The following is a 14,297-nucleotide window of genomic DNA, read 5'->3' as shown; positions in this document are numbered from 1 at the left end:
CAGGCATTGAACAGAGGCGTGTTCAGGCGGGGCGTTCAGCCCCTTCGACAGCTTGAAAAACATCGCAGGATTCCTTCGAAGGCCGAAAAAGGTTTCGGCGAAGAATCGGTGCGATCGAAGTCTAAAAAGTCAGGAGAATCGTCGTACCGAAACCGCCGGCAGGCTGGTAAGCCCACAAGAGGGGCGCTGGATGTACATGATCATCATGAATTACCCCTCCATCGGTTCGGGTTGACAATGCCCGGCGTATAACCGACTTCGCAGAAAATGACCACCCGCCAGTCCAGCAATTTCCAAAACCGCGAACCTGCTGTGGCCGATCTGCCACTTATTAGAAGGATGCGGAAATGAACAACCGTCTCCGCATCGCGCTCTACCAGCCGGATATCGCCGGCAACACCGGGACAATCCTGCGCTTTGCGGCTTGCCTCGGTCTCGACGTCGACATCATTGAACCGGCCGGCTTCCCGCTCTCCGACCGGGCGCTGAAACGGGCCGGCATGGACTATCTCGAAATGGCGGCTCTGACCCGGCATGTCGACTGGCACGCCTTCGAGAACTGGCGCAGAGGCGAAGCGCGGCGGCTGGTGCTGCTGTCGACCAGAGCCGCGACCGCCTACACCGATTTCGCCTTCGCCGACGCCGACATTCTTTTGTTCGGCCGTGAATCCGCAGGCGTGCCGGATCCTGTCCACCAGGCGGCGGATGCGCGACTGATCATCCCGATGCAGCCGGGCGCGCGCAGCCTCAACGTCGCGCTGTCCGTCGCCATGGTGGCCGGTGAGGCGATCCGGCAGCTCGGATAGCATTCGCAGCCCCTCAGTGGGCGCAACGATTATGGCCGCTTTCTGGCCCCCGGCTGCTTCTTGGCCAATGACCGCACCCTCTCTAGTCATTCTCACCCAGGCGCACATAGCCTTCTCCTGCGGTTTGCATGTCCAGGGTTTCTTCGTTACAAGCTCAACCTAACTTGAGGTCAAGCGGAAAATTCGAATGGCTGCGGTGACGGAACTGACGGTCGGCCAGGTGGCAATGCGCAGCGGCGTGGCGGTGTCGGCGCTGCATTTCTACGAGGATCGCGGACTGATCCGCAGCCACCGCACATCAGGCAACCAGCGGCGCTACGGCCGCGACGTGCTGCGGCGTGTGGCGATCATCAGGATCGCGCAGGAGGTCGGCATCTCGCTGGCCGAGATCGGTGCCGCACTTGAATCGCTGCCTGAAGGCCGCACGCCGACGCGCGAGGACTGGAACCTGCTTTCAACGGCCTGGCGCGACCAGCTCGATCGCAAGATTGCCCAGCTGAAGAAGCTGCGCGACGGGCTGACCGACTGCATCGGCTGCGGCTGCATGTCGATCGACAAATGCCCGCTGCGGAACAAGGACGACCGATTGAGCGCCCAAGGCCCAGGAGCAAGGCGGTTGTTGGTCGCTCGTTAATCTGCCGCGGGCAATCGCCTGATGGTGAATTCGATGACGTCGCCCGGCCGCTCGAACCAGCTTTCGATCTCGGTCCAGTAGGCCTGCTTGGGAAAGCGCTCGAACCACTCCTTCGCCTTAAGCCGCGCATCGGAGCGCGGCAGGACGAAGGTCTCGCGCAGGAATCCGTCGCGCGGCATGCGCGCGCGCTCGGCGCGCGAACGGTCGAGCCTCTTCTTCAGGCCATCCAGCGGCGGTCTTGCCGGGGTGCGCACGAAAGAACTCCATTCACACTTGACCCTTGCACCTAAGAGATTAGGGATCGCGGCCGGAAAAGACGAGTCATTTGTCGGGGTACGCGCCCCCACAACGGAGACAGCATTTGCAACGACCCGAAATACCGGCGGGGCTGCCGGCCGACATCGAACAGAAGAAGATGAAGGCGCGGCTGTGGTTCGAGACGTTGCGCGAGCGCATCTGCGCCGCCTTCGAGCAGATCGAACAGGACCTGCAGGGGCCGCAGGCCTCATGGTCGCCCGGCCGCTTCGAAAAGACGCCATGGGAGCGCGACGCCGGCAAGGGCGGCGGCGGCATTATGTCGATGATGCGTGGCCGCGTCTTCGAGAAGGTCGGCGTCCACACCTCCACAGTCTATGGCGAGTTCTCGCCGGAGTTCAGGAAGCAGATGCCGGGCGCCGAGGAAGACCCGCGCTTCTGGGCAAGCGGCATTTCGCTGATCGCCCATCCCTGGAATCCCAACGTGCCGGCGGTGCACATGAACACGCGCATGGTCGTCACCTCGCGCCAGTGGTTCGGCGGCGGCGCCGACCTGACCCCGGTGCTCGACCGTCGCCGCACCCAGGACGATCCGGACACGGTCGCCTTCCACCGGGCCATGCAATTCGCCTGCCAGAAGAATGCTGGCGTTGCCGACCACGCGAAATTCAAGGCCTGGTGCGACGAGTATTTCTATCTGCCGCACCGCGACGAACCGCGCGGCACCGGCGGCATCTTTTTCGACTGGCTGCATTCGGATGAAGACAAAGGCGGCTGGAATGCCGATTTCAACTTCGTCCAGGATGTCGGGCGATCTTTTCTCGTCGTCTACGGATATCTGGTGCGGGCCAATTTCAACGACAACTGGACCGACGGCGACCGCGAAGAACAGCTCATTCGCCGTGGCCGCTATGTCGAATTCAACTTGCTTCACGATCGCGGCACCATCTTCGGACTGAAGACCGGCGGCAACGTCGCCTCGATCCTGTCCAGCCTGCCGCCAGAGGCGAAATGGCCGTAGCACCCCCCACGATTGCCAAGCTCGGCTTCGATAAGGTAAAATGATTTATGATGTCGATGCTTACAAAGGCCGATTTGGACAGTATCGTATCTGAGCGAGCGGCACGACATTTGCGATCATTTCGAAGTGAAGCCGAGCGCATATTCCCCGGCAAAGTGACCAATGTTGTTTTGTTTGGGTCAAGGGCACGCGGTGATTCACGACGTGGATCAGATTACGACGTGGCTGTCTTCATCAGCGACTTAAACAATCGGCGATTCGTGGACCATGCGCTGGAAGATGCCGCCTACAAACATATACTGGCGGGTGTCCACATCAGTCCTGTTTCAGTGCCTTCAAACTACTTGAATTCTGATGATGAATTGCTCGCACTGAATATCGCACGCGATGGCGTTGTAATCAGGTGAAAAAAAGGCAAAGAAGTCATCCTCCTAAGAAAAAGCACGCCACACGACCCCGTTCTGAACCGGTAATACCTCTGACGGAAGAACAGCGGCTGACGCTTGCACGCCAAGAATTCATCAAATCGGAAATACATCTTAAGGAGGCGGAATTGCTTGCGAAAGCGGCTACAACGCCAAATGCATGTGTGGATTCGGCCTATTACGCCATGCACCACTGCGCAGCGGCAGCAATCCTCGCTGCGGGTGGGGTCGGTAAGCGAAAGGATTTTCCTCAGAGCCACAAGCACATTATCGAGGCCTATGGAAAGATCGTAGAGCGGGAACAAGGAGTCTTGGCTGAAACGGGTCTTTTCCTTATCCGTGCTCAGATCGATCGGGACACCGCCGATTATAGTCTCGTTCAAAGCGTTTCAAATCAGGACGCATCAGATCCGGCGATTGACGCTAGGAAGTTCGTGGAGGCATGCGACCAGCGATGGGGATTCCGAAGACTCCAGCCGAAGACTTAGTATCTCGGCGCCGCTCGCATAGACGAGCCGTAAAATCTCGGTGAGTCGGACGTGAGCCGCAATGAGGTCCAAATCGTTTGATTTTGGCGGCGAATGTGGCGCGCAGAATATCTTTTTCGTCTAAATATCCACTTGAAAAAACAGGACTATTTTTCGTTCCGGGCCGGGAAACGCCGGCGGTTCTCGCCTCCCTAGAACCGCGACCCGACGCGACCGGACGGCCCATAATTGAGTGGGGCACCTTCCCAAAAAGGTGCCTTCATTTTCCAGGAGAGCATGTCATGCGCAAGCTTATTATGTCGGTTGCGGCTGCTGCCGTTCTTGCCTCTGGTGGCGCTGCCTTTGCAGCGGTCAAGCACACAACGGGCACGGTCAAGACCTATGATGGAACGGCCATGAGCCTTGTTCTGGATGACGGATCTACCTTTACGTTGCCCAAGGCCTTCAAGAATCCTGGCCTGAAGGCCGGCGAAAAGGTCCGCGTTTCGTGGGACATGAGCGGCAAGCACAAAATTGCCGAGGCAGTCAGGATCATGAAGTGATCGCCTGCCCGCTGGAGCAGGACGAGGTCTTGCCCCGAGAGCAAGACACCGTCTTGTCTCTAGGGTAGCGTAAGAAGGCGGAGCAGCGCTGCGCCGCCTTTTTTGGTCTCCGCAGCAACCAAAACCATTCGATCGTGTTATGCTGGCTCGGCCTGCGCGTCCCGAAAACCGAACCGGTTTTCGGCAGGGATCATGCGTCGATCAAAGGTGCTGGAGCTTCCGTGTCAGAGCAGATGCGACGCTCCGAGGAGGAAGGGAGAAATCCGATGAAGGAATTCCACTGCGGCTCGCTCGTTCCGGGTTGTGACTGGCATACGCGCGCCGACGAGGAAGCCGAGATCATGCGGCGTGCGGTCGAGCACATGCGTGAGACGCATGGCGAGACGATCATCCGCGAGACGATGATCGAAGCCATCCGTTCGCGCATCGAAAAGCCCCGCGACGCGGCCTGACTTTGCCTAATTTTCGAGTGCTTCTGCGGCGCGCTCGAGGAGTGCGCCGCGATCCAGCGCAAAGCCGGACTCGACCCATTCGTTTTCGAGGTTCTTCAAGGTTGCGCCGAGTTTCGGTCCGGGCGACGCGCCAAGCGTCGTCAGATCGGCGCCCTTGAGCGGAAAGTCGGGCTTTTTCCACTTTCCAGCGAAGGCCAGCAGGCGCGAGAAGCCGCCGGCTTCGAGCAGCGCGTCATTGTCCTCGACGGCGCGGGCTCGAGCGGAAGCGAGCGACAGCCGCAAGCGATCGACGAAGCCCTGACGATCGCCACGATAGAGCCGTTTTGCGAGGTCCGCTTCGGTCGTCTTCGGCTCGACAGGCGCTGTCAGCGCCCACTGCCTCAGACGGCCGGCATCGCTGACGGAGAATCTCAGCCGCTCAGCGAGCATCTTCATCCGCGCGGCGTCCGGCGGCACGATCGCTTCCAGCCTGAGCAGCGGGTCCGGCATCCAGCCCAGATCCTTCTCGGCCCTGGTCAGCGCATGGATCGTATCGATGCCCCATTTCTCACTCTCCGGCAGAACGCTGGTGAGCACGCTGGCTTGGCGCATCCACAGCAAGGCGCGCGATGGATCGGGGGCCGACAGCAGCTTCTTCAACTCGGACCAGACGCGCTCGACCGAGAGTTGGCCAAGCCCCTCCTTAAGCCGGGCGCAAGCCTTCAGCCCTTCCGCATCCGGCCGGCCGTTGCCATACCAGGCGAAGAAGCGGAAAAAGCGCAGGATGCGCAGATAATCCTCGCGGATGCGCGCCTCCGGATCGCCGATGAAGCGCAGCCGGCGCGCCTCGATATCGGCGACGCCGCCGACCAGGTCGACGATTGTGCCGTCGGCCTCGGCATAAAGCGCGTTGATGGTGAAATCGCGCCGTTCCGCATCGGCCTTCCAATCACGCCCGAACGACACCTTGGCCCGCCGTCCGTCGGTCTCGATGTCGGCACGCAGCGTGGTCACCTCGAACGGCTTCCCGCCGGCGACAATCGTGATGGTGCCGTGCTCGATGCCGGTCGGCACGGCCTTGAAGCCCGCCGCCTCGGCGCGGCGGATGGTTTCATCAGGCACGGTCGTGGTGGCGATATCGACGTCGGCGACCGGCTGGCCGATGAGCGCATTGCGCACCGCGCCGCCGGCGACGCGCGCCTCCTCGCCGCCATCCGCCAGAACCGTCAGCAGGCGCTGCAGGTGCCGTTCGCCGAGCCAGTCGGCTTTGCCCGCGAGCGACACCCGGCCGCTCACGTATAGAGCCTTTCATAAAGCGTGCGGATGATGCCGGCGGTGACGCCCCAGATGCGTTGCCCGTCATAAGGCATCTCGTAAAAGACCCATTCGAGGTCGTTCCACATACGGCTGTCGCGGCCGTGGTTGGCCGGGTCCATCAGGAAGCGCAGCGGCACTTCGAAAGCGGCGTCGACCTCCTCGGGATTCAGCGTCAGTGAAAAACCCGGCCGCACTATTCCCAGCACCGGGGCGATGCGGTAGCCGCTGCCGGAGACGTAATCGGGCATGCGGCCGATGATCTCGACCCGGTCCGACCCGAGGCCGATCTCCTCGAATGTCTCGCGAAGGGCCGCCGCCTCCGGGCTCGGGTCGGTAGGGTCGATCGTGCCGCCCGGAAAGGCCACCTGCCCCGAATGGTTGCGGAGCTTTTCCGCCCGCTTGGTGAGCAGAACCGTGGCGTCGCGTCCGTGATCGACCACCGGGATCAGCACCGCGGCATCGCGCAGCGCCTTTGCGAGCTTCAAACGCGGATGGCCGGGGTTGAAGCGATGGTCGCCATAATCGTCGGCGGCATGCGCCAGCGGCTGCGCGGCGACGCGGGCGCGAAAATCCGCGGCGGAAAACGGCGCCCGTGTCATCTGGTCCATCGCGTCACCCTGGTCCATCATTCGCTATCCATCATGCGCTCAGCCGCTGCAGTTTTTCGGCCGGCATGATCGGATAGACCGCGCCCCTCGAACGGACGGCAAACATCCTTCTGCCGCCGACCTCGATCTCTTCGCCATGCTCGACCAGTTCATACATGACCGGCCGCGCCACCAGCGCTTCCAGCCGCCCGCGCACCAGCACATAGGGTTTCAGGCCACCGGTCGCATCCTCGTCGACAAAGCGCAGCGGATGCTCCGGACCGGCCTCGACCACATCGCCGACATTGGTGCGGAAGGTGATGACTTGGCCATCGCCGGTGCCGGAAACGTCCATCTCGACGGCGATGAAGGGCGCATCGACGACGCGGATGCCGACCCTTTCCACCGGCGTCACCAGATAGGTCTTGCCGTCTTCGTCCTTGCGCAGCACGGAGGAAAACAGCTGCACCAGCGGCATGCGGCCGATCGGCGTGCCCTGATAGAACCAGGTGCCGTCCTCTCTGATCTCCATATCGAGATCGCCGCAAAAAGCCGGATTCCAGCGCTCCACCGGCGCCGGCCCCTTGCCTGCACGCGTTGCGCGGGAGACGAGCGCCTCGAGTCCGCGCGCCTCGGTGGCGGCCGTCAGGTTCTCTTCACGATCGTCGGCGCGTTCCGTCATGGTCACGAAATAGTCACTGTTGTTCCGCTTGTCAGCATAAGTCAGTGATTTAAGTTCAAAGACAGGCGCCACGCGAGGCCGAATCGCGGCACTCTGCAGCGTCGAAGGTGCAAGCCGGTATTTCCAACGAGAAGGATCGATGCTGCATGAGCGTGATGATCAAGGAAAGCCCGATCAGCGAAAAGGATATGATCGGACAGGCCGAGACGGCGCTGGCCGACATTTCCAGGGTTCGCGATGGCGTCGGCCGCGTCATCTTCGGCCAGGAAAGCGTCGTCGAACGCACCCTGGTGGCGCTGCTGGCCGGCGGCCATGCGCTGCTGGTTGGCGTGCCCGGCCTCGCCAAGACCAAGCTGGTCGAGACGCTGGGCATCGTGCTCGGCCTCGATTCTCGCCGCATCCAGTTCACGCCCGACCTGATGCCGTCCGACATTCTCGGCTCCGAGGTGATGGAGCAGGACGAATTCGGCAAGCGTTCGTTCCGCTTCATCTCCGGGCCGATCTTCGCGCAACTGCTGATGGCCGACGAGATCAACCGCGCTTCGCCGCGCACCCAGTCGGCCCTGCTGCAGTCGATGCAGGAATACCACGTCACCATTGCCGGTGTCCGCCACGACCTGCCGGCGCCCTTCCATGTGCTGGCGACGCAGAACCCGCTGGAGCAGGAGGGCACCTATCCGCTGCCCGAGGCGCAGCTCGACCGCTTCCTGATGCAGGTCGACATCCTCTATCCGGAAATCGAGGCGGAGCGCCGCATTCTTCTGGAAACCACCGGCATCGAGGACGCCAAGGCGCAGAACGTGCTGCAGCCGGCGCGGCTGAAGGAGATCCAGACCCTCATCCGCCGCATGCCGGTGCCGGAAAGCGTCGTCGAGGCGATCCTCCAGCTGGTGCGCTCGGCGCGCCCCGGCCAGGGCAATGCCGAGACCGACAAGCACGTCGCCTGGGGCCCAGGCCCGCGCGCCAGCCAGGCGCTGACGCTGTGCGCCCGCGCCCGCGCCCTCTACGACGGACGGCTGGCGCCGTCGATCGACGATATCAGAGCGCTCGCCGAGCCGGTGCTGCAGCACCGCATGGCGCTGACCTTTGCCGCCCGTGCCGAGGGCACGACCGTGCGCGACGTGGTGGCGAAACTGGCAAAAGGCATCTGATGGCGCGTATAGGCGAGGCCCAGGCACCGGCGGCGACGCGTGACGCGCTCGCCCGCGGCCGGTTGCGGGCGTCGCTGGTGCCGGACCTGCTGGTCGAGGCGCGCCGCATCGTCAACACGGTGATCGCCGGCTGGCACGGCCGCCGCAAGCGCGGCATCGGCGAGAACTTCTGGCAGTTCCGGCCCTATGTCGAGGGCGACTCGTCGCGTATCGACTGGCGCCGCTCGGCCCGCGACGACCACATCTATGTGCGCGACCGCGAATGGGAGGCCGCCCATACGGTGTGGCTGTGGGCCGACCCCTCGCCTTCCATGCTCTACAAATCGACCGGAGCCACCGTCTCGAAGGAGTCCCGCGCGCTGGTGCTGGCGCTCGCCATGGCTGAGCTTCTGTCGCGCAGCGGCGAGCGCATCGCCTGGCCCGGACTGACCGATCCGTTCACCGCCCGCAACGGCGCCGAACGCATCGCGGCGCAGCTCACCCATGCCGGCGATCTGCCGGCAAAGCCCGACCTGTCCGCCATCCGCCGCTTCTGCGACATCGTCATCGTCAGCGACTTCCTCGATCCGGCCGAGGACACCATCGCCTGGCTCGACGTGCTCGCCCGCCACGGCGTGCGTGCCCATCTGATCGAGGTCGCCGACCCCGCCGAGGAGAGATTCCCCTATGCCGGCCGCACCGAATTCACCGATCCGGAGACCGGCGACAAGCTGACCGCCGGCCGTGCCGAAACGCTGGGCGATGAATACCGCCTGCTTTACATCGCCCGCCGCCAGGAACTGACCGACTGGTGCAAGCGGCTTGGTTGGAGCTTCACCGTCAACCACACCGACCGCCTCGCCTCCGATGCACTGGTGCGTGTCCACATGGCGATGACCGTCGATGGCAGCTCAGCCGGGAGGATCCGCGCATGAGTTGGCTGCCGCTCTCCTTCGGGGCGCCGATGGTGCTGTGGGGTCTTCTGGCGCTGCCGGTGATCTGGTGGCTTTTGCGGTTCACCCCGCCCAAGCCACAGACCGAGGTCTTCCCGCCGCTGAAGATCCTGGCCCGGGTGCTGAAGCGCGAGGAGACGCCGCAGCAGAGCCCGTGGTGGCTCACGCTGCTCAGGCTGCTGGTGGCGGCCCTTATCGTTGCGGCGCTGGCCGAACCTGTCTTCAATCCGCGTGAAAGACTGCCGGCCGAGGGCGCCGCTCTTGCGCTGGTCATCGACAATGACTGGGCAAGTGCCGCCGACTGGGGCCAGCGCGTCGCCACCGCCGAACGGCTGATCACCGATGCCAGCTCCAACGGCGTGCCCGTCATCATCGCCTTCACCGCCGAGAAGCCGAATGCCGAGATCGGCCCCTTCGACGCCGCCACCGCGCTCGACCGGCTGCGCGCGGCAAAGCCGCGGCCGATCCCGACCGACCGCCCTGCCGTCTACGCCCGCGTCGCGGCAACCCTGGAGACCTTGCCGGGCGCCAGCGTCGCCGTGCTCGCCGACGGTCTGGCGGCGGAAGGCGACGAGGCAGCCTTCAACACGCTTTTGTCGAAGAACGCCGCCCGCGTCGTCTGGGCCGCCTCCGACCGGCCGGGCCTGATCGGCCTGACCGGCGCCGACAACCAGGTGGACGGCTTCGAGCTGACCGCCATCCGCGCGCCGGGCGATCCGGCGCCGGCTCAGGTGACCGCCGGCGCCTTCGACGACAAGGGCCGCCGTATCGCCGACGCCACGCTGACCTTCTCACCGGGCGAATCCACCGCCACCGGCACCATGGCGGTGCCGTTCGAACTGCGCAATGATTTCGCCTCGATCGCGCTCGACGGCCAGCGGCAGGCCGGCGCCGTCCGCGTGCTCGACGAGAATTCCAAGCGCCGCCGCGTCGGGCTGCTGTCGCAGGCCGAAGCCGACCAGGCGCAGCCGCTTTTGTCGCCGCTCTACTACATCCGCCGCGCGCTGCAGCCCTTCGCCGATCTAGCCGAACCGTCGAGCGCCGATCTTGCCGACGCCATCCCGCAACTCCTCGACCAGAAGCCGGCGATGATCGTGATGGCCGATGTCGGCACCATTCCGGAGCAGGTGCGGCAAAGGCTGATCGACTGGGTCGACAATGGCGGCACGCTGGTGCGGTTCGCCGGCTCGCGGCTGGTCGCCGCCGGCAATGACGACGACCTGCTGCCGGTCAGGCTGCGCACCGGAGAGCGCTCGCTCGGCGGCGCGCTGTCATGGACGACGCCGCAGCCGGTCACCGATTTTCCGAAGACCGGTCCCTTCTCGGACCTCGCGCCGCCCGCCGAGGTCACCGTCACCAGGCAGGTGCTGGCCGAGCCGACGCCCGACATCGTCGAGCGCACCTGGGCGACGCTTGCCGACGGCACGCCGCTGGTGACCGGGATGAAGAAGGGCAAAGGCACGCTCGTCCTGTTCCATGTCACGCCGGAGGCGACCTGGTCGAACCTGCCGATCTCCGGCAGCTTCGTCGAGATGCTGCGCCGCATCGTGCAACTGTCACGCAACCAGGGTGCAGCGGTCGCCAATGCCGAGGCCGCCGTCACCTCTCTGGCGCCCTACCGCATGATATCAGCCGACGGCACGCTGGTGCCGCCGACGCCGGATGCACGGCCGCTGGTGCCGGTCGCCGGCCCGCTGCCGGTGACGTTCGAGAACCCGCCCGGCCTCTACGGCTCCGAAACCGGCGTCCTCGCCCACAATCTGCTCAATGCTGAAAGCAGATTCGCACCGCTGGTCCGTCCTCAGATCACCGTGCCGGTCACCACCATCCAGTACGCCTTCGACGAATCGCAAAATTTGAAGGGCCCGCTGGTGGCGGCAGCTCTCTTGCTGATGGTGCTCGACACGCTGGCCGTGTTCTGGATGGGCGGCCTGTTCTCGCGCCGGCCGCGCCGCGCCGGCACGGCTGCTGCGACCACCGCCGCGCTGCTGATTGCGCTCGGCGCCCTGGTCGGCCACAGCGACATCGCCCGCGCCGACGATGCCCAACCCGGCGATGCCAAACCCGGCGACGCTCGGGCGATCGAGGACATTTCCAAGACCCGGATCGCCTATGTACAGACCGGCGAACGGAGCGTCGATTCGATCAGCCAAGCCGGGCTGGAGGGCCTGACCCGCTTCCTGATCGAAAAGACCGCGCTCGAGCCGGGGGCGCCGGCCAGCGTCGATATCTCGAAGGACCAGCTGTCCTTCTATCCCCTGATTTACTGGCCGATCGACCCTGCCGCACCGATGCCGAGCCAGGCCGCGATCGCCCGCGTCGACGCCTATATGCAGCAGGGCGGCACGGTGCTGTTCGACACGCGCGACCAGTTCGCCACCGGCATCGGCGCGGATTCGGCCAGCCCGGCGACGGAGCGGCTGCGCGACATCCTCGGCAACCTCAACGTGCCGGCGCTGGAGCCGGTGCCGTCGGACCACGTGCTGACCAAATCCTTCTACATCCTGCCTGAGTTTCCCGGACGTTTCGCCGGCGGTCCCCTCTGGGTCGCGGCGTCGCTCGAAGCCGCCAACACCGAGAACCGCCCGGTGCGCACCGGCGACGGCGTCTCGCCGATCATGATCACCGCCAATGATTTCGCCGGCGCCTGGGCGGTCGACGAGAATGGCGACCCGCTTTTACCGACCGTGCCGTCAGACCCGATGCAGCGCATTTATGCGCTGCGCGCCGGCGTCAACATCATGATGTACATGCTGACCGGCAACTACAAATCCGATCAGGTGCACGTGCCTGTGTTGCTCGAACGGCTGGGGCAATAAGCCATGAACTGGTCGCTCGCCTTCGAACCCCTCATCTCCTGGCCGCTGCTCGGCTTGGTGCTGGCGCCGTTGTTGCTGCTGGCATTGGTCGGCCTGTGGTTTCGCCAGCGCGGCGCGGTCTTCCGTCTCGCCGGCCTGCTCGCGCTGGGTGCGGCCCTGCTCAACCCGGTGTTCCTCGACGAAGAGCGCGAGGCGCTGAAAAGCGTCGTGGCCGTCGTCGTCGACCGCAGCCAGAGCCAGGATATTGGCGAGCGCACCAAGCAGACCGACGAGGCGCTGGCCGGGCATCAGCAGCGCCTTGGCCGCAACAAGCAGTTCGACGTCCGCGTCGTCGAGGCCGGCAAGTCGGAAGCCGCCGAGGAGCGCACCGAAACGCGGCTTTTCGGCGCGCTTGAAAGCGCTTTCCGCGACGTGCCGCCTTCGCGCATCGGCGGCGCCATCATGATCACCGATGGCGAGGTGCATGACGCCCCCGGCGGCACGCCCGACTTCAACGCCCCGCTGCACGCGCTGATCACCGGCAACGACCAGGAAAAGGATCGCCGCATCCGCTTCGAGAATGCGCCGCGCTTCGGTCTGGTCGGCAAGCCACTCGAAATGACCTATCGCGTCCTCGGCACCAACAACGAGGCCGGCTCGGTCGACGTGCGCGTGTCGGTCAATGGCGAGCAGGTTTCGGTCGAGCGCGCCACCATCGGCCAGGCTATGCCGCTGCAAGTGACCATTCCCGGCGCCGGCCGCAACATCGTCGAACTCGCTATCGATCCCGAGCCCGACGAACTCACCGACACCAACAACCGCGCTATCGCGCTGATCGACGGCATCCGCGAGAATTTGCGCGTGCTGCTGGTCTCCGGCGAGCCGCATGCCGGTGAGCGCACCTGGCGCAACCTTCTGAAATCCGACGCCTCGGTCGATCTGGTCCACTTCACCATTCTGCGGCCGCCGGAAAAGCAGGACGGCACGCCGATCAACGAATTGTCGCTGATCGCCTTCCCCACGCGCGAGCTGTTCGTCGAGAAGATCAAGGATTTCGACCTGATCATCTTCGACCGCTATCAGCACCGCGACGTGCTGCCGATCCTCTACTACGACTACATCGCCGAATATGTCGAAAAGGGCGGCGCGCTGCTGATCGCGGCAGGGCCCGAATATGCCGGCGAAAGCTCCATCGCCCGCACGCCTTTGATGTCGGCGCTGCCGGCGATGCCGACCGGCGAAGTCGTCGACAAGGCCTTCTACCCGCGCCTCACCGAGCTCGGCCAGCGCCATCCGGTGACGCGCGGGCTCGACGGCTCCGCCACCGAGCCGCCGCACTGGAGCCGCTGGTTCCGCACCATAGGCGTCGAGAACCCCGAGGGCGAGGCGGTGATGAAGGGGGCGGACAACCGTCCACTGCTCCTGCTCGACCGCAAAGGCGAAGGCCGCGTCGGCATGTTTCTGTCCGACCAGGGCTGGTTGTGGGCGCGTGGCTTCGAGGGCGGCGGCCCGCATGTCCAGCTCTATCGCCGCATCGCCCACTGGCTGATGAAGGAGCCCGAACTCGAGGAGGAGCGGCTGACCGCCGACGGCCGCGGCATGATGCTGGAAATCCGCCGCCAGACGATGAGTGACGATCCCGGCCCGGCGCAGATCATCACGCCGTCCGGCAAGGCGATGACCGTCAAGCTCGAGAGAGCCGAACCCGGCGTCTTCCTGGGCAGCATCGAGACCAGCGAGATCGGCCTCTATCAGGTCGGCAATGGCGACCTGAAGGCGCTTGCTCATGTCGGCCCGGTCAACGCGCCGGAATTCACCGACGTCGTCTCTACCGAGAACCGGCTGAAAGCGCCGGCCGAGGCCACCGGCGGCAGCGTGCGCCGGCTGGCACAATCGTCGACCCTTGGCAACCTCACCGGCGGCGTAACGCTGCCGTCGGTCGTCCCGGTCCGCTCCACGGGCGCGGCGGCCGGCAACGACTGGATCGGCCTGCGCACCACCGACGACAGCGTGCTGAAGGCCGTCTCGCGCGTGCCGCTGTTCGGCGGGTTCCTCGGCCTCGGCCTGCTGCTTCTGGCATTGGGCTCGATGTGGTACCGCGAGGGGCGGTAGCTTCCCTTCTCCCCGTAAACGGCAGGGCTGTCCGGGGAAAGTTATTCATATATGAAGGCCATCTGATTGGGAGAGGCTCGGTCTTTTGGTCGGCTTGGATTGACCGGTGGCGGCTT

Annotated in this window: 15 protein-coding genes; 11 read left to right on the top strand and 4 right to left on the bottom strand. The window is 64.6% G+C overall.

The genetic code is table 11. The features are described 5' to 3' along the window. Nucleotides 1–347: 347 nt before the first annotated feature. Nucleotides 348–806, top strand: coding sequence for a tRNA (cytidine(34)-2'-O)-methyltransferase (locus NKH12_RS10365; RefSeq protein ID WP_352953021.1), 459 nt, complete (start codon nucleotides 348–350; stop codon nucleotides 804–806). Between the two features lie 187 nt (nucleotides 807–993). Then, entirely contained in the window at nucleotides 994–1,440 is a 447-nt protein-coding gene (gene soxR, locus NKH12_RS10360) for a redox-sensitive transcriptional activator SoxR (protein ID WP_352953020.1), read from the top strand. On the opposite strand, the gene NKH12_RS10355 is transcribed toward soxR, so the two are convergent. Beyond that, the gene (locus NKH12_RS10355; RefSeq protein ID WP_192356034.1) at nucleotides 1,437–1,694 is read right to left on the bottom strand and encodes a hypothetical protein; all 258 of its coding nucleotides are present in this window, start codon (nucleotides 1,692–1,694) and stop codon (nucleotides 1,437–1,439) included. The two genes, soxR and NKH12_RS10355, sit on opposite strands and share 4 nt — an antisense overlap. Nucleotides 1,695–1,801: 107 nt before the next feature. On the opposite strand from NKH12_RS10355, the gene hemF reads away from it, so the two are divergent. The 5 genes from hemF to NKH12_RS10330 all read left to right on the top strand — a co-directional run bounded on the left by hemF (nucleotide 1,802) and on the right by NKH12_RS10330 (nucleotide 4,623). Continuing rightward, nucleotides 1,802–2,716 carry an oxygen-dependent coproporphyrinogen oxidase gene (hemF, locus tag NKH12_RS10350; RefSeq protein ID WP_352953018.1) on the top strand — a complete coding sequence of 305 codons (915 nt, stop codon included), beginning with the start codon at nucleotides 1,802–1,804 and terminating at the stop codon, nucleotides 2,714–2,716. 47 nt (nucleotides 2,717–2,763) lie between these two features. Continuing rightward, on the top strand, nucleotides 2,764–3,123 hold the full coding sequence (locus NKH12_RS10345) for a nucleotidyltransferase family protein (protein ID WP_352953017.1): 360 nt from the start codon (nucleotides 2,764–2,766) through the stop codon (nucleotides 3,121–3,123). Continuing rightward, nucleotides 3,120–3,629, top strand: a complete 510-nt coding sequence (locus NKH12_RS10340; protein ID WP_352953016.1) for a hypothetical protein — start codon at nucleotides 3,120–3,122, stop codon at nucleotides 3,627–3,629. The genes NKH12_RS10345 and NKH12_RS10340 overlap by 4 nt, the downstream gene beginning before the upstream one ends. A 281-nt stretch (nucleotides 3,630–3,910) precedes the next feature. Then, the gene (locus NKH12_RS10335; RefSeq protein WP_352953015.1) at nucleotides 3,911–4,171 is read left to right on the top strand and encodes a DUF1344 domain-containing protein; all 261 of its coding nucleotides are present in this window, start codon (nucleotides 3,911–3,913) and stop codon (nucleotides 4,169–4,171) included. Between the two features lie 266 nt (nucleotides 4,172–4,437). Continuing rightward, the gene (locus NKH12_RS10330; protein WP_029349897.1) at nucleotides 4,438–4,623 is read left to right on the top strand and encodes a DUF1059 domain-containing protein; all 186 of its coding nucleotides are present in this window, start codon (nucleotides 4,438–4,440) and stop codon (nucleotides 4,621–4,623) included. A gap of 6 nt (nucleotides 4,624–4,629) precedes the next feature. Here NKH12_RS10330 and NKH12_RS10325 read toward each other — a convergent pair whose 3' ends face one another. The 3 genes from NKH12_RS10325 to NKH12_RS10315 are packed head-to-tail and all read right to left on the bottom strand — an operon-like array spanning nucleotide 4,630 to nucleotide 7,188. After that, entirely contained in the window at nucleotides 4,630–5,898 is a 1,269-nt protein-coding gene (locus tag NKH12_RS10325) for a CCA tRNA nucleotidyltransferase (RefSeq protein ID WP_352953014.1), read from the bottom strand. Beyond that, the gene (locus tag NKH12_RS10320; RefSeq protein ID WP_352953080.1) at nucleotides 5,895–6,527 is read right to left on the bottom strand and encodes a CoA pyrophosphatase; all 633 of its coding nucleotides are present in this window, start codon (nucleotides 6,525–6,527) and stop codon (nucleotides 5,895–5,897) included. The genes NKH12_RS10325 and NKH12_RS10320 overlap by 4 nt, the downstream gene beginning before the upstream one ends. A gap of 31 nt (nucleotides 6,528–6,558) precedes the next feature. Further along, nucleotides 6,559–7,188, bottom strand: coding sequence for a DUF1285 domain-containing protein (locus tag NKH12_RS10315; protein WP_352953079.1), 630 nt, complete (start codon nucleotides 7,186–7,188; stop codon nucleotides 6,559–6,561). Nucleotides 7,189–7,334: 146 nt separating this feature from the next. Between NKH12_RS10315 and NKH12_RS10310 the strand changes: the two genes are divergently transcribed. Genes NKH12_RS10310 through NKH12_RS10295 form a run of 4 tightly spaced genes read left to right on the top strand, consistent with a single transcriptional unit; the run spans nucleotide 7,335 to nucleotide 14,181 of the window. Next, the gene (locus NKH12_RS10310) at nucleotides 7,335–8,339 is read left to right on the top strand and encodes an AAA family ATPase (protein WP_352953013.1); all 1,005 of its coding nucleotides are present in this window, start codon (nucleotides 7,335–7,337) and stop codon (nucleotides 8,337–8,339) included. Next, complete coding sequence (locus NKH12_RS10305) at nucleotides 8,339–9,253, top strand: DUF58 domain-containing protein (protein ID WP_352953012.1); 915 nt, start codon at nucleotides 8,339–8,341, stop codon at nucleotides 9,251–9,253. The genes NKH12_RS10310 and NKH12_RS10305 overlap by 1 nt, the downstream gene beginning before the upstream one ends. Then, nucleotides 9,250–12,090: a DUF4159 domain-containing protein gene (locus tag NKH12_RS10300; protein WP_352953011.1), complete on the top strand. Its 2,841-nt coding sequence runs from the start codon at nucleotides 9,250–9,252 to the stop codon at nucleotides 12,088–12,090. Before NKH12_RS10305 ends, NKH12_RS10300 begins: the two co-directional genes overlap by 4 nt. Before the next feature lie 3 nt (nucleotides 12,091–12,093). Next, nucleotides 12,094–14,181: a hypothetical protein gene (locus tag NKH12_RS10295; protein ID WP_352953010.1), complete on the top strand. Its 2,088-nt coding sequence runs from the start codon at nucleotides 12,094–12,096 to the stop codon at nucleotides 14,179–14,181. The last annotated feature ends 116 nt before the right edge of the window (nucleotides 14,182–14,297 follow it).

The sequence above is a fragment of the Mesorhizobium sp. M1322 genome (assembly GCF_040318085.1).
GTDB lineage: Bacteria > Pseudomonadota > Alphaproteobacteria > Rhizobiales > Rhizobiaceae > Mesorhizobium.
The sequence above is the reverse complement of the archived record's forward strand: the minus strand, read 5'-3'. Positions and strand labels throughout refer to the sequence as shown.

What these genes read in the sequence shown, in the direction of transcription:
- NKH12_RS10365 (WP_352953021.1), top strand. Translation starts at nt 348, where the DNA reads ATGAACAACCGTCTCCGCATCGCGCTCTACCAGCCGGATATCGCCGGC.
- soxR (WP_352953020.1), top strand. Translation starts at nt 994, where the DNA reads ATGGCTGCGGTGACGGAACTGACGGTCGGCCAGGTGGCAATGCGCAGC.
- NKH12_RS10345 (WP_352953017.1), top strand. Translation starts at nt 2,764, where the DNA reads ATGATGTCGATGCTTACAAAGGCCGATTTGGACAGTATCGTATCTGAG.
- NKH12_RS10335 (WP_352953015.1), top strand. Translation starts at nt 3,911, where the DNA reads ATGCGCAAGCTTATTATGTCGGTTGCGGCTGCTGCCGTTCTTGCCTCT.
- NKH12_RS10330 (WP_029349897.1), top strand. Translation starts at nt 4,438, where the DNA reads ATGAAGGAATTCCACTGCGGCTCGCTCGTTCCGGGTTGTGACTGGCAT.
- NKH12_RS10320 (WP_352953080.1), bottom strand. Translation starts at nt 6,527, where the DNA reads ATGGACCAGATGACACGGGCGCCGTTTTCCGCCGCGGATTTTCGCGCC.
- NKH12_RS10315 (WP_352953079.1), bottom strand. Translation starts at nt 7,188, where the DNA reads ATGACGGAACGCGCCGACGATCGTGAAGAGAACCTGACGGCCGCCACC.
- NKH12_RS10310 (WP_352953013.1), top strand. Translation starts at nt 7,335, where the DNA reads ATGAGCGTGATGATCAAGGAAAGCCCGATCAGCGAAAAGGATATGATC.
- NKH12_RS10305 (WP_352953012.1), top strand. Translation starts at nt 8,339, where the DNA reads ATGGCGCGTATAGGCGAGGCCCAGGCACCGGCGGCGACGCGTGACGCG.
- NKH12_RS10300 (WP_352953011.1), top strand. Translation starts at nt 9,250, where the DNA reads ATGAGTTGGCTGCCGCTCTCCTTCGGGGCGCCGATGGTGCTGTGGGGT.
- NKH12_RS10295 (WP_352953010.1), top strand. Translation starts at nt 12,094, where the DNA reads ATGAACTGGTCGCTCGCCTTCGAACCCCTCATCTCCTGGCCGCTGCTC.